The organism is Microbacterium sp. NPDC058021 (assembly GCF_042885955.1).
Lineage (GTDB): Bacteria > Actinomycetota > Actinomycetes > Actinomycetales > Microbacteriaceae > Microbacterium.
This window is the reverse complement of the sequence record NZ_JBHVRF010000004.1, coordinates 111,645-125,251: the sequence shown is the minus strand read 5'-3', so window position 1 is coordinate 125,251 and position 13,607 is coordinate 111,645. Positions and strand designations below refer to the sequence as shown.

The window sequence follows — 13,607 nt, the reverse complement described above, 5'->3', positions numbered from 1 at the left end:
GAAGTTCGGGGTGAACCCGTCACCGGGATTTCACACAGCGGTCGCACGTGCGGCGAGGAACGCCGCCTGCGCGTACCACTGGAAGGCCTGCCCGCCCTCGTGCTGGTTGTGCGTGTAGACCTCGATGCTCTTGTCTGCGCGGTAGTGGTTGAACGCGGCGTACACCGTCGACGGTGGGCACACCGGGTCCATGAGGGCCACGGAGAACAGCGCCGGGGCGGTGGCCCGCTTGGCGAAATTCGCGCCGTCGAAGTACGACAGGGTGTCGAACACGCGCTCGTCGGCGCCGCGGTGCACCGACAGGTAGCGCACGACCTCCTGGTAGGGGTCACTGTCGGTGAGTCCCACCGCGCGCTCGAAGTGGCAGAGGAACGGCACGTCGGGCATCGCGGCGATGAGGCCGTCGCTCAGGCCCGCCACGGCGAGCGTGATGCCGCCGCCCTGGCTGCCGCCGGCGATCGCGACGCGCGTGGCGTCGACCTCGGGCAGCGACCGGATCGCGTCGACCGCGCGCACGCCGTCGGTGAACACGCGCCGGTAGTAGTAGGTGTCGGGGTGGTCGATGCCGCGCGTGAGGAACCCGTTGGCGCTCGGGCCCGTCCCGTGCGGGTCGGGGGTGTCGCCGCCGGAACCCCACGTGGAACCCTGCCCGCGGGTGTCCATGAACAGGTGCGCGTAGCCGGCCGCGGCCCAGTCGCTGCGTTCACCGGGGAGGCCCCGGCCGCCCCCGTAGCCGTTGAACTCGACGACCGCCGGCAGCGGCCCCGTCGCACCGCGCGGCAGCGTCAGCCAGGCGGTGACCGGCTCGCCGCCGAAGCCGGGGAAGGTGAGGTCGTAGACGTCGAACACCGTGAACGGGGTGTCGACGAGCACCCGCCGCACCTCGCCTCCCGCGGCGCGCGACTCGGCGATCGTCCGCGACCAGAAGTCGTCGAAATCGTCGGGTTCGCGCACGTCCGGGCGGTACGCCGTCAGCTCTGTCGGGGTCAGGTCGAATCGTGGCACGCTCGCCACGATAGGGGGTGAGGGAGGGTCAGTAGTGCACCGACACTTCGACGCCGGGAGCGGCCCAGTCGTACAGCTGCGCAGCTCGCCATTCGGCCATGCCGACGCACCCGTGGCTGCTGGGGGTGCCCCAGTTGCTGTGCCAGTAGACGCCGTGGAAGGCCTGCCCGCCGTTGAAGTACATCATCCACTTCACGTTGGGCTGCACGTACGGACCGAGGTCTTCACCGTTGGGCCCGCGGTACGTGCCGTACAGGGTCTGCACCGGGTACATGCTCTGGATCGTGAAGTTGCCCGGCGTCGTGCGCGCGCCCTGCTTGCCGGTCGAGACCGCCCACGAGTCCACGACGGCGCCGTTCTCGTACAGGGTCACGCGCTGCGCGCTCAGGTTGACGTCGATGGTGCGTGCCAGCGCCGTGGTCTGGAACTCGGTCTCGACCACCGGGAGGGTGTACACCGCGTTGCCGTCGGCCAGCTGCTCGGCGAAGCCGGCGGCGATGCCGTCGGTGGTCTCGAGCGCCCGCCCGGCCTGACCGGCCTGGATGTCCCAGAGCTTCTCGCCGGCCGTGTTGGTGATGATGGTGGCATCCACCGCGGCGCGATCGACCAGACCCGGCAGGGTGTCGACGACGGGCTGGATGACGGCGGGGTCGACGACGAAGTCGAAAGCACCGTCCTCACCCGTGCTGAGGGTGATCCAGGATGCCAGTACGGCACGGTCGATCGGGACCGTGCGCTCCTCGCCGACGTAGAAGCCGGCGGAGTCGAGCATGGCGTTGAGGACGTCGGCGCTGCCCTGGGCAGTCGCGGTGGTGGTCAGCGGCGTGACGGGGGCGAGAGCGGGGTCATCGAGCACCACGGTCGTCGCGCCGTCGTTGAGCGCCTGCTGCAGACCGGCTTCGACCGCTGCCGGGTCGACGCCTTCGCCGTCGACGGCGGGCGTGACGACATAGGTCTGCGAGGCGGAGTCGAAGGTGAGCGCAGCGTCGGTCGGCGCGGTGTACAACGCCGGCGCCGCCGTCTGGAGGGCCGCTGCCGTGAGCGCGGGGTCGATCGTGACCGTCGCGGGCACGGGATCGCCGAACCACTGGGTCACGTTCCACGCGGGGCGCGCCTCGAAGGCGGTCTCGGCGATCGCACGGGCATCCAGCTGCGCGCCCAGATCGGCGGCCGACACCGCGTCGCCGTCGCCGACGACGATCTCGGTGTTCTGCAGCCGCTCGGCGACCGCTTCGCCGGCAGCACCGGGGGTGAGGAGTCCGACCGGCACGCCTGCGACGGTCGTGCCGGGGGCGATCAGCATGAACGATGCCGCGACGGCGCCCAGTGCCGCCACGCCCACGGGGATGCCGATCCACAGGCCGAGGTGGCGCTTCTTGCGTGCGGGCTCGGCCGGTGCCCACTGCACCTCGCCGTTGCCGTTGTCATCGCCGGCGGCGCCGAGCGCCAGGGTCGGTGAATCGTCCGCCGAGACGGCGTCAGATTCGTCGATGTCAGTCCGTGTGACTACGTCCGTCACGTTCCACCCCCCGGTTGCGTGCTCCGATACGTCCTCCCCATGGTAAGGGACGTCGTGGCCACGCGGGGCAACGGGTAGGTCACGGTCGCGCGGGGAGGATCCGGTCCGCCCGGAGGGCGCCACGTAACGTTTTTGTAAACAGTCCTTGCAAACGGAGGTCGCGGCATTGCGGGGGGCTTCATTCGTAAGTTCTACTAACAAACATGTCCGGCACCGACGCCCTGCGAATGACCGCCACCGACTCCGCCCTGCGCGGATACGGCACCGCGCGTACCTTGCGCACCGGCGGCAAGGTGCTCCCGGAGCACGCCCGTGCCCACAACCGCTCCCTCGTGCTGCAGACGCTGTTCCAGCGCGGCCCGATGAGCCGCGCCGATCTCGCCCGGGAGACCGGCCTCACGCGCGTGACGATCTCCGACCTCGTCGCCGAGCTCATGGTCGACGGCTTCATCGCCGAACGCGGCGTGCGCGAAGCCTCCGGCCCCGGCAAGCCCGCGATGCTCGTCGACCTCGATCGCGAGGGGCACCGCATCGTCGGCATCGACCTGTCGGGCACCGACCGCATCCTCGGCGCCATCCTCACCCTCGACGGCGAGATCGTGGTGCGCCGCGACATCCCCCTTCCCGCCGGCGACGCGGTCGTCGCCGCCCTGTCCGCGCTCATCCGCGAACTCGTCGCCGACTCGCAGGTGCCCGTGCTGGGCGTGGGCATCGGCACCCCCGGCATCGTCGACGACGACGGGGTGGTGCTCACCGCGCCGACCTTCGGCTGGTCGGGCCTCGCGCTGCGGGCGATCCTCGCCGGCGAGCTGGGGCTGCCGATCCTCGTCGCCAACGACGCCAACGCCGCGGTGCTCGCCGAGTACACCTTCGGCGGGGCAGGCGAGGACGTGCTGCTGGTGAAGGTCGACCGCGGTGTCGGCTCGGGCCTCCTCGCGGGGGGACAGCCGATGCGCGGCGGCCGGTTCGCCGCAGGTGAGATCGGCCACGTCACCGTCGGCACCGACGGCGGTCCGTCGTGCGCATGCGGCAAGGACGGATGCCTGGAGGCCTGGCTGTCCGCCCCCGCCCTGACCGCGCGCCTGGCCACCGCCGGCGACGCCGACCGCGACGGCATCCTCCGCGATGCCGGGGAGCGTCTGGGCATCGCCCTGGCACCGGTGGTCGGCGCGCTCGACCTGTCGGAGATCGTGCTCTCCGGCCCACCCGAACTGCTCGACGGCCCGCTTGCGGAGCAGGCCGCCGAGACCCTCCGCACCCGCACCCTCGCCGAGTTCCACGAGGGTCTGCGGGTGCGGATGACGGAGCAAGGCGCGGACATCGTCCTGCGCGGCGCCGCCGTCATGGTCCTGTCAGGACGCTTGGGAGTGTCCTGACCGCATCGGGCCGCCCGGCCCCACCACCCACGAAAACCACACCCCACCACGAGAACGAAGGAACACCATGAACAAGACGCTTGGAGCCGCTGCGCTCCTCGGCGCCGCGGCGCTCGTGCTCACCGGCTGCAGCGGCAGCACCGGCGGCGACGATGCCGAAGGCGCAGAGATCCGTGTCTGGCTGGTCGGCACCGACACGCCCCAGGATGCCCGTGATTACCTCACCGACACGTTCGCCGAGGAGAACCCCGGGTCGACGCTGGTGATCGAGGAGCAGTCCTGGGACGGACTGGTCGACAAGCTCACCACGAGCCTGTCCAGCTCCGACAGCCCCGACCTCGTCGAGTTCGGCAACACGCAGGCCCCCGCCTTCACCTCGGTCGGGGCTCTCCTGGACATCTCGGACATCTACGAGGACCTCGGCGGCGACGACCTGCTGCCCGGCTTCGTGGAAGCCGGCAGCTACGACGGGGCGTTCTACGCTCCGCCGCTGTACTCCGGTGCCCGCGTCGTCTTCGCCGACCCGGCGCTGGTCGCCGCCGCCCCCGAGACGCTCGAGGACTACATCGCGCAGGCCAAGGAGCTCGCCGCCGCCAACCCCGGCGACTCGGGCATCTACTTCGCCGGTCAGGACTGGTACAACGCGCTTCCGTTCATCTGGGAGAACGGCGGCGAGCTCGCCGTCGCCGACGGTGACCAGTGGGACGCGCAGTTGAGCTCCGACGAGTCGGTCGCGGGTCTCCTGCAGGTGCAGGACCTCATGACCGCCGCATCGACCGCGCCCAAGGACGGCGACAACGCGGAGCCGTGGACCCCGTACTGCGAGGGCACCGCGATCCAGTTCTCGGCTCCCAACTGGGCGCTGGGGCTCGCGAGCGAGTGCGAGACCGACCCGGCTCCCGCCGCGCCCTTCGTCTACGCCCTCCCGGGCGCCGACGGCGGTGCCGCGCAGGTGTTCGCGGGTGGCTCCAACATCGGCATCTCGGCGAAGTCCGCCCACCCCGAGCTCGCCAAGAGCGCACTGGAGATCATCATGAGCGATGAATTCCAGACCATCTACGGCGAGAACGGGCTCATCCCCGCCAAGAAGTCGCTCGCCTCGACGCTCGGCGACACCCCGGAGGCGATGGCGTTCACCGAAGCGGCCGGTAACGCCAAGCTGACCCCGGCCTCGCCCAACTGGGCCGAGGTGGAGGCCTCGCGCGTGCTGGAGGACTTCTTCGTCAAGATCGCCCAGGGTGGCGACGTCGCCGAGCTCGCGACCGAGGTCGACACCAAGATCGAGGACATCCTCAACGGCTGATCCGGATGCGGCCCCGTGCCGCACCCGGTGATGTCGGGGCCGGCGGCGGACACCGCCGCCGGCCCGCCCTTCCCTGAGGAGCACCATGACCACCCAGAGCACCCTCGGCCCCCCGACGGGGGTCGTCGACGACGACACCCCCGATCCGCTCCTGCCCCGCCGCGGGCGGCGGAGCGGCCGCTTCACCCCGTACGCCCTGCTCGTCCCCGCACTCATCGTGCTCACCCTCATCACGGGCTGGCCGCTGCTGCAGCTGCTCATCATGAGCGTGCAGGAGTTCGGCCGGGCGCAGGTCTTCGGCGCCGCGCCCGATTTCGTCGGGCTCGCCAACTACGTCGACGTCCTCACCGACCCCGAGTTCTGGCAGGTGCTCGGCCGTTCCCTCGTGTTCGCGGCGGTGTGCGTCGTGGTCACGATGGTCCTCGGCGTCCTCGTCGCGCTGCTGATGAAGCGGCTCGGCACGGTGCTGCGCACCACCGTCTCGATCGGCCTGCTGCTGGCCTGGGCGATGCCGCCGCTGTCGGCGACGATCGTGTGGGGCTGGATCTTCGACACCCAGTACGGCGTGATCAACAACGTGCTGGTCAACGTCTTCGGGCTGGAGCAGTACGCCGGTCACTCGTGGCTCCTCGAGCCGCTCAGCTTCTTCTTCGTCGCCACGATCATCATCGTGTGGGGTGCCGTTCCCTTCGTCGCCTTCACGGTCTATGCCGGGCTCACCCAGGTGCCCGACGAGGTGCTCGAGGCGGCGCAGCTCGACGGCGCGGGGGCGGCGAAGCGCTTCTTCCTCGTCGTCGTGCCCTACATCCGCCCGATCCTCGCGATCGTGACGATCCTGCAGGTCATCTGGGATCTGCGGGTGTTCACCCAGATCTACGCGCTGCAGTCGATCGGCGGACTCGCTGAGCAGACCAACACCCTCGGGGTGTACATCTACCGCGTCTCGCTGGGTTCCGGCGACTTCGGCGCGGGCGGGGCGATCTCCGTGCTCGTCGTGCTGCTGCTGGTCGGGCTCTCGGCGTTCTACGTGCGCCGGAGTGTCAAGGAGGAATCGCTGTGAGCGTCGCCGTGTCCGTCCGTCGCCCGTCGCGCGTGGGCCGCCGCGTCGGCTCCGTGCTGACCGTCGCGGCCGCCCTCGTCGTCTTCGCCGCGTCGGTGTTCCCCGTCTACTGGATGGTGAACACCTCGTTCCAGCCCAACGGGCAGGTGCGCGGCAGCGAGCTGCATTTCTGGCCCGACAACTTCACGCTCGAGAACTACCTCGGCGTCGTCTCGGGCTCGGCCCGCGCGCCGTTCCTCCCGGCGCTGGGCAACTCGCTCATGGTGGCGCTGCTGACCGTCGCGGTCGCGCTGGTCTTCGCGTTCCTCGCCGCCCTCGCCGTCACGCGGTTCCGCTTCCGCAGCCGGGCGCCGTTCATCATCACGATCCTCGTCATCCAGATGATCCCGGCCGAGGCCATGATCATCTCGGTGTTCCGCCTCATCGACGGCTGGCAGCTGCTGAACACCGTCATCGGGCTGTCGCTGGTGTACATCGCCACGGTGCTGCCTTTCACCATCTGGACCCTGCGCGGCTTCGTCAACGGTGTGCCGATCGAACTGGAGGAGGCCGCCATGATCGACGGACTCAGCCGCTCGCAGGCGTTCTGGAAGATCACCTTCCCCCTCCTGGCGCCGGGACTGGTCGCCACCGGGGTGTTCGGGTTCATCCAGGCGTGGAACGAGTTCGTCTTCGCCCTCGTGCTGAACCCGAGGCCCGAGGCGATGACGCTGCCGGTGTGGCTGCGCACGTTCCTCGACCCGAACGGCGGCATCAACTGGGCCGAGCTCATGGCCGGCTCCACGCTCGTGGCGGTACCGGTCGTGGTGTTCTTCCTCATCGTGCAGAGCCGCATGACCGGTGGCATGGTCTCCGGGGCGGTCAAAGGCTGATGGTGCGCGTCGGACTCGACGTCGGCGGCACCAAGACCCTCGGCGTCGCGATCGACGATGACGACCGCGTCGTCGCGCAGGTGCGCACGCGCACCGGGTGGGGAGACGCGGCGGTCGTGGCGGGCATCGCCGCCGCCGTCGCCGCCCTGCAGCAACAGGTCGGCCCGGTGCGCTCGGTCGGCGTGGGCATCCCCGGGCAGATCGAGGACGGACGGGTCACCCACGCGATCAACCTCGGCATCGACGACCTCGATCTGTGGGCCGCCCTCGCCCCGCTCGTCCGCGCGCCGGTCGCGGTGGAGAACGACGTGAAGGCCGCCGCGCTCGGCGCGTACGCCCTGCGTGGGCTGCCCGGATCGCTGGCCTACCTCAACCTCGGCACGGGGGTCGCCGCCGGCATCGTCGCGGACGGCCGGCTCTGGCGGGGCGCGCGGGGCGCGGCGGGCGAAGTCGGGCACATCTGCATCGACCCCGCGGGACCGCCGTGCCGCTGCGGTCAGCGTGGCTGCATCGAGGCGCTCGCCGGTGGTGCGGCCCTGGCCGACCGGTGGCGGCGGGCGGGTGAGCTGCCGGTGCGCGACCTGTTCGACGCGGCGGATGCCGGCGACAGCGAAGCCGACGCCCTGCGGGCCGGGGCGGTGCGGGCGGTCGCCGCGGCGGTGCAGGTGCTCGTGCTCACCACCGACGTCGATGTCGTCGTGCTCGGCGGCGGACTCACCGGGCTCGGGGAGCGGATCGCGGCACCCGTGCGGAAAGAACTGAATTCACGGGCCGTCGCATCGGATTTTCTGCGCTCACTGCGGTTGGATGGAAGGGTCACGCTGCTGCCGGCCGGTTCCCCCGCCGCAGCTCTGGGCGCGGCATTGGTCGGCGCGGCATCCGCGCCCGAGGAGGTACACACTCATGGCTGAGATCGTCATCGTCCCCACCCCGGCAGAGGCCGGATCCCTCGTCGCGGAGGAGATCCTCTCGCTCGTGCGGCGCACGCCCGATGCCGTGCTGGGTCTTGCCACCGGCTCCACCCCGCTGCCGGTGTACGAGGCGCTGCGGGCGCGGCGCGGCGAGGTCGACCTGTCGCGGGTGCGCGGGTTCGCGCTGGATGAGTACGTCGGCATCGACCCCGCCCATCCCGAGAGCTACCGCAACGTCATCTTCCGCGAGGTCGTGGAGCCGCTCGGGCTGGATCCCGAGCGCGTGCACGTGCCGGACGGGTCGCTCGACGGCATCGAGCATGCGGGCGCCGACTACGAGCGCCGCATCGCCGAGGCGGGCGGGGTGGACCTGCAGATCCTCGGCATCGGCACCGACGGTCACATCGGCTTCAACGAGCCCGGCTCGTCGTTCGCCTCGCGCACGCGCGTGAAGACGCTCACCGAGCAGACCATCGCCGACAACGCGCGGTTCTTCGACTCCGTCGACGAGGTGCCCGTGCACTGCATCACGCAGGGTCTCGGCACGATCCTCGCCGCCCGTCACCTCGTGCTCCTCGCGTTCGGCGAGGGCAAGGCCGAGGCCATCGCCGGTGCCGTGGAGGGGCCGGTGAGCGCATCGCTGCCGGGCTCCGCCGTGCAGTTGCACCCGCACACGACCGTCATCGTCGACGAGGCCGCGGCATCCCGCCTCACCCGCGCCGACTACTACCGCTACGCGTGGGCGCACAAGCCCGCATGGCAGGGGCTCTGACCCGCGTCTGATCCCCGGGGTGGCCGCGGGCGCGCACGGCGCGCGCCGCGGCGGCTTGTCGGCCCGCGCGCCGGCGCCGGCGCTCAGGCGGTGAAGACCTTGCCGGGGTTCAGGATGCCGAGCGGGTCGAACACACGCGCGATGTCGCGCTGCAGCCGCCACTGGTCCTCGCCCAACTCGTCGGCCAGCCACCGGCGCTTGAGCACGCCGATCCCGTGCTCGCCGGTGAGGGTGCCGCCCAGGCGCAGCGCCGCACGGAACAGCTCGTCGGCGGCGGCCCACACCTCCGGCGGCACGTCGGGGCCGGCGAAGACGAAGTTCGGATGCAGGTTGCCGTCGCCGGCGTGAGCCACGGTGGGGATGACCATGCCGTAGTCGCGTTCGATGCGCGCGATCTCGTCGAACATCGCCGGCAGCATGCTGCGCGGTACCGAGACGTCTTCGATGAGGGTCATCCCCAGCGACTCCATCGCGGGGTGCATCGCCCGACGCACCGCGAGAAGGCGTTCGCCCTCGGCGGCGTCGGCGGCGAGCACGACGGCGCCGCCCGCGTCGGACAGCACGGCTGCGATCGCCTCGGCCTCGGTGTGCGCGGCCGGTCCGTCGGTCTGGATCGTCAGCTGTGCGGCGCCCGGGGTGGGATCCGGCAGGCTCAGCAGTCGGTGCGCGGCCCGCAGCGACGTGGCATCCATCAGCTCCATGATCGCCGGCTGGATGCCGCTGGCGGTGACCGCGGCCGACCCCACCGCCGCGGCGCGCACGTCGGGAAAGGTCGCCGCGAGGGTGCGGGCGGTGCCGGGCACGAGTCGACGGAGCTTCAGGGTCGCGCCGACGATGACCGCGAGCGTCCCCTCGGAGCCGATCATGAGGGCGGTGAGGTCGAGTCCGGTGACGCCCTTGACGCTGCGATGCCCGAGGCGCAGCAGTCGGCCGTCGGCGAGGACGACGTCCAGGGCCAGCACCGCGTCGCGGACGACGCCGTATTTGGCGCAGAGCAGCCCGCCCGCACCGGTGGCGATGTTGCCGCCCACGGTGGAGATCTCGCGGCTCGCCGGGTCGGGCGCCCACCACAGGCCCTGCGGGGCGAGGGCGGCGTTGAGCCGGGCGTTGAGGATGCCGGGTTCGACGACCGCGAGCAGGTCGTCGGGTCGCACCTCGAGGATGCGGTCCATGTCGCGCACCGACAGCGCGATCTCGCCCGGACCGGCATTGGCGCCGCCGGCGAGGCCGGTGCCCGCCCCGCGCGTGACGACGGGCGTGCGGGTGCGGGTGGCGATGCGCAGCGTCGCCTGCACGTCGGCGACGGATGCCGCGCGCACGAGGGCAAGCGGGCGACCCGCCGAGGCGTGACCCGACTTGTCCGCTCGGGCGTCGTCGAGGGCGGCAGGGGAGGTGTCCACGCGGTCGCCGAGGGCAGCGCGCAGCAGTGCGACGACGTCGGTCCCGCTGGTCGGCGTCGCCGCTGACGCCCGAGGACCTGCGTGTCCGGTCATGCCAAGCGGCGGCGTCCGACGATCACGCCGACGGTGACGGCGACGACGGCGAAGCCCAGACCCACCCAGGTGTGGCCGAGGGCCCACCACGCGATGGTCGCGGCGGCGTAGACGAACAGCTCCACCAGCGCGCGCACGAACGGGTGCACCGCCAGCACGGCGCGCGGCGACACGAACAGCGCCCACAGCAGGATGGCGACCACCGGTGCCCCGATGCCGACGACGAGGTTCCACGGCCAGTCCCAGGCCACGAAGCCCCAGAACGCCAGCGTGCCGAAGGCGAAGACGCCGCACAGCACCGACAGCACGTCGAGCACGTTCAGCGCCGGGCGCATGCCCGGCTGCGGCTGCGGCTCGGCGGGGGGCGCGGGACGCACGGAAGGCAGGTCGGACATGATCCCAGTCTACGCGCGGCCCCGGGCGACCCCGCCCCGTGCCGAGCGTAGGAGAAGGGGCGGATGTAGGAGGGATGCCGCGGATTGGTCCTACCTCCGCGACATCTCCTGCGCTCGGCACACGGCCGGGAGCGGTCAGGCCGGGGGCTCGCCGTCGACCCACACCTCGCGCACGTTCAGCCCCGCATCCAGCAGGACGGCGTCGGCGGTCGCCCCGACGGCGAGGGACCCCGCGGCGGCGCCGATCGCGTGCGCGGGCACGGTCGTGAGGGCCGCCACCGCGTCGGCGACGGGCACGCCGCACTCGGCGGTGACGAGCCGCAGCGCGGCATCCTGTGTCAGCGTCGACCCGGCGATCGAGCCGCCGTCGTCGAGGCGGGCGACGCCGTCGGTCACCGTCACGGCGAGGCCGCCGAGCGTGTAGGCCCCGTCGGCGGAGCCGGCGGCGGCCATCGCGTCGGTGATGAGCGCGATGCGTCCGGGTGCCCCGGCGAAGGCCAGCCGCATGACATCGGGGTGCACGTGCGCGCCGTCGGCGATGAGCTCGAGCGTCACGCGGTCGTCCCCCATCGCGGCGACGACCGGACCCGGCGCGCGGTGGTGGATGCCGCGCATGCCGTTGAAGGCATGCGTGAGGATGGTCGCGCCGGCGTCGAACGCACGCCGCGCGGCATCGGCGTCGGCATCGGTGTGCCCGACGGCCACGGCGACGCCCGCCGCGACGAACCGGGCGATCGCGTCGGTCGCGCCGGGAAGCTCGGGGGCGAGCGTCACCTGGCGCAGCGTGCCGTCGGCGGCTTGCAGCAGTCGGTCGACGGATGCCGCGTCGGGCGCGCGCAGCAGGCTCGCGGTGTGGGCGCCCTTGTGTCCCACGTCGAGGAAGGGTCCCTCCAGGTGCGAGCCCAGGATCGTGGCATCCGCGTGTGCGAGCCGCGCGACGGTCGCGACGCGCGCGACGAGGTCGTCGACCGACGCGGTCACGAGCGACAGCACGGCGCGCGTCGTGCCGTGGGCCCGGTGCATCGCCCTGGCGGTCGCGATCGCGTCGTCGCCGTCGTCGAACGCGCAGCCCGCGCCGCCGTGGCCGTGGATGTCCACGAAACCCGGGGTCAGCCATGCGTCGCCGCCGTCGTGGGCCTCGCGCGGGGCGAGCTCCCGCCAGGAGTCGCCGTGCCCGGTGGCGACGACGCGGCCGGCGTCGAAGGCGACCCAGGCGGCATCCTCGATGCGACCGGCGTCGACGAGGCGGACGTCGTGGACGACGCGGGCGACGCTCATGCGGCCGACCAGTCGATCTCCGGCGAGCGGTCGAAGCCGATGCCGGCGGCCTCCCAAGCCGCACCCTGCGCGGCCAGCCGGACGCGGAACGACTCCCACGTGCGGTCGGGGTCGGTGCCGGTGGCGGGCGACCACGCGGCTTCGGCGGCCGCCGCGATGCGGGGGAACACGAGCGCGTCGATGTCGGCGAGGGTCCTGACCGTCTCGGTCCACAGCGGCGCCTCGACGCCCAGGATGTCCGCCTCCCCGACGCCGTCGATGACCGCCGTCGGCTCCCACTCGTAGGCGCGCTGCACGCTGGTGGCGCCGTTGGCCCAGAGGAGCCCGAGCGGGCCCTCCGGGTCGCGCTTCATGTCGAGGTAGACCGCATCGGCGGGCGACATGATCAGCTGCGACCCGCCGCGCACGAGCGCCTGGGCCGCGGCCGCGCTGTCGGCGGTGGGGGAGACGAGCCCCCAGTACTGGCCGATCGTGGACGGCGCGATCTCACGGACGGCGCCGGCCTCGTGCCACGCGATAGGGGTCTTGCCGAGGTTGGCGACCATCTCGGTCACCCGAGCGATGAACTCGGCGAAGTCGGCCGGGTCGGTGCCCAGGCACTCGTCGCCGCCGATGTGCAGGTAGGGCCCGGGGGTCATCGCGGCGAGCTCGCCGAGCACGTCGGCGAGGAAGTCGTAGGTCGCCTCGTCGCGGGTCTTCAGTGACGAGAAGCCGACCGCGAAGCCGGTGTACGGGGTGCCGGCGGCGGGGAGACCGCCGCCGAACTGCGCCGCGATCTCGCGGACGGTGTCGGTGATGACCGGCGCCTCGGCGAGGTCGGGGTAGGCCAGGCCGATGGCGTGGGTGTGGCTGGGCACGTCGACTTCGGGGACCACGGTCATGTGGCGGGACGCGGCGTGGGCGACGATGGCCGCGTAGTCGGCGCGGGTGTAGAAGCCCCCGGCGTCGCCGCCGATGGCGGTGGACGACGCCCGCGCGGTCAGCTCGGGCCGGGAGGCCAGCTCGATGCGCCAGCCCTGGTCGTCGGTGAGGTGCAGGTGCAGGTGGTTGAGCTTCAGTGCCGCGGCGCGGTCGATGAAGGCGCACACCGTCTCGACGGGGAAGAAGTGGCGGGAGACGTCGAGCATGACGCCGCGGTACGCGAACCGCGGGGCGTCGGCGATCTCGACGGACGGGATCCGCCGGCCGCCCTCGCCGTCGCCGGTGACCAGCTGCGCGAGGGTCTGCGCGCCGTAGTAGAGGCCCGCTTCGTCGGGGGCGGCGACGACGGCGGATGCCGCGTCCACCGTGATCGCGTACGACTCGCGCCCGGCGGCGCGAGTCGGCTCCAGTCGGAACTCGATCGTGTCGGCGCCCTCTGCCGGAGCGGCGCCCGGGGCGGCGAGGCGGATGCCGGTGCGCACCGCCAGCAGGTCGGCGAACGCGGCGGCGGCGTCGAGATCGCCGGTGAGATGCGTGGCGTCGCCGATCCGCAGGCCGGCACCCTCGCGGGCGGCGGCGGAAGCGGGCAGGGGGACGAGAGGGAGAGGGGAGTGCGGCACACTGCCATTGTGTCGCGTGCGGCATCCACTCGGGGGGCGCCGCGTCGGGAAAATGCGGCGGAGCGTCTGTGATCGTGTTGCC

General features: G+C 72.2%; 12 protein-coding genes. 6 read left to right on the top strand and 6 right to left on the bottom strand.

What is annotated here, in order from left to right; translation table 11 throughout:
- Positions 1–30: 30 nt before the first annotated feature.
- Both ACFVR6_RS09785 and ACFVR6_RS09780 read right to left on the bottom strand, forming a co-directional pair.
- On the bottom strand, positions 31–1,005 hold the full coding sequence (locus ACFVR6_RS09785) for an acetylxylan esterase (RefSeq protein WP_386961991.1): 975 nt from the start codon (positions 1,003–1,005) through the stop codon (positions 31–33).
- A 28-nt stretch (positions 1,006–1,033) separates the two neighbouring features.
- Positions 1,034–2,524, bottom strand: coding sequence for a L,D-transpeptidase family protein (locus tag ACFVR6_RS09780; RefSeq protein WP_386961988.1), 1,491 nt, complete (start codon positions 2,522–2,524; stop codon positions 1,034–1,036).
- A gap of 203 nt (positions 2,525–2,727) precedes the next feature.
- On the opposite strand from ACFVR6_RS09780, the gene ACFVR6_RS09775 reads away from it, so the two are divergent.
- The 6 genes from ACFVR6_RS09775 (at position 2,728) to nagB (ending at position 8,818) form a co-directional block, all read left to right on the top strand.
- Positions 2,728–3,900 (top strand): ROK family transcriptional regulator, encoded by a 1,173-nt coding sequence (locus tag ACFVR6_RS09775; protein WP_386961986.1) that lies wholly within the window; start codon positions 2,728–2,730, stop codon positions 3,898–3,900.
- Positions 3,901–3,967: 67 nt separating this feature from the next.
- Complete coding sequence (locus ACFVR6_RS09770) at positions 3,968–5,203, top strand: extracellular solute-binding protein (RefSeq protein ID WP_386961983.1); 1,236 nt, start codon at positions 3,968–3,970, stop codon at positions 5,201–5,203.
- Positions 5,204–5,288: 85 nt separating this feature from the next.
- Positions 5,289–6,263, top strand: coding sequence for a carbohydrate ABC transporter permease (locus ACFVR6_RS09765; RefSeq protein ID WP_386961979.1), 975 nt, complete (start codon positions 5,289–5,291; stop codon positions 6,261–6,263).
- Entirely contained in the window at positions 6,260–7,135 is an 876-nt protein-coding gene (locus ACFVR6_RS09760) for a carbohydrate ABC transporter permease (protein WP_386961976.1), read from the top strand. Before ACFVR6_RS09765 ends, ACFVR6_RS09760 begins: the two co-directional genes overlap by 4 nt.
- Positions 7,136–7,137: 2 nt before the next feature.
- Positions 7,138–8,046 carry an ROK family protein gene (locus tag ACFVR6_RS09755; RefSeq protein ID WP_386962851.1) on the top strand — a complete coding sequence of 303 codons (909 nt, stop codon included), beginning with the start codon at positions 7,138–7,140 and terminating at the stop codon, positions 8,044–8,046.
- The gene (gene nagB / locus ACFVR6_RS09750) at positions 8,039–8,818 is read left to right on the top strand and encodes a glucosamine-6-phosphate deaminase (protein WP_386961973.1); all 780 of its coding nucleotides are present in this window, start codon (positions 8,039–8,041) and stop codon (positions 8,816–8,818) included. Before ACFVR6_RS09755 ends, nagB begins: the two co-directional genes overlap by 8 nt.
- An 83-nt stretch (positions 8,819–8,901) precedes the next feature.
- On the opposite strand, the gene ACFVR6_RS09745 is transcribed toward nagB, so the two are convergent.
- From ACFVR6_RS09745 to ACFVR6_RS09730, 4 genes are all read right to left on the bottom strand, one after another.
- Entirely contained in the window at positions 8,902–10,311 is a 1,410-nt protein-coding gene (locus ACFVR6_RS09745) for an FAD-binding oxidoreductase (RefSeq protein WP_386961970.1), read from the bottom strand.
- On the bottom strand, positions 10,308–10,706 hold the full coding sequence (locus ACFVR6_RS09740) for a YrdB family protein (protein WP_386961967.1): 399 nt from the start codon (positions 10,704–10,706) through the stop codon (positions 10,308–10,310). Before ACFVR6_RS09740 ends, ACFVR6_RS09745 begins: the two co-directional genes overlap by 4 nt.
- Before the next feature lie 135 nt (positions 10,707–10,841).
- Entirely contained in the window at positions 10,842–11,984 is a 1,143-nt protein-coding gene (nagA, locus tag ACFVR6_RS09735; protein ID WP_386961964.1) for an N-acetylglucosamine-6-phosphate deacetylase, read from the bottom strand.
- Entirely contained in the window at positions 11,981–13,525 is a 1,545-nt protein-coding gene (locus ACFVR6_RS09730) for a family 20 glycosylhydrolase (protein ID WP_386961961.1), read from the bottom strand. The genes nagA and ACFVR6_RS09730 overlap by 4 nt, the downstream gene beginning before the upstream one ends.
- Between the last annotated feature and the right edge of the window lie 82 nt (positions 13,526–13,607).

Bases quoted from the DNA above. Each gene is read 5' to 3' on its own strand.
- ACFVR6_RS09775 (WP_386961986.1), top strand. From the start codon at position 2,728: ATGTCCGGCACCGACGCCCTGCGAATGACCGCCACCGACTCCGCCCTG.
- ACFVR6_RS09770 (WP_386961983.1), top strand. From the start codon at position 3,968: ATGAACAAGACGCTTGGAGCCGCTGCGCTCCTCGGCGCCGCGGCGCTC.
- ACFVR6_RS09765 (WP_386961979.1), top strand. From the start codon at position 5,289: ATGACCACCCAGAGCACCCTCGGCCCCCCGACGGGGGTCGTCGACGAC.
- nagB (WP_386961973.1), top strand. From the start codon at position 8,039: ATGGCTGAGATCGTCATCGTCCCCACCCCGGCAGAGGCCGGATCCCTC.
- ACFVR6_RS09745 (WP_386961970.1), bottom strand. From the start codon at position 10,311: ATGACCGGACACGCAGGTCCTCGGGCGTCAGCGGCGACGCCGACCAGC.
- ACFVR6_RS09740 (WP_386961967.1), bottom strand. From the start codon at position 10,706: ATGTCCGACCTGCCTTCCGTGCGTCCCGCGCCCCCCGCCGAGCCGCAG.
- nagA (WP_386961964.1), bottom strand. From the start codon at position 11,984: ATGAGCGTCGCCCGCGTCGTCCACGACGTCCGCCTCGTCGACGCCGGT.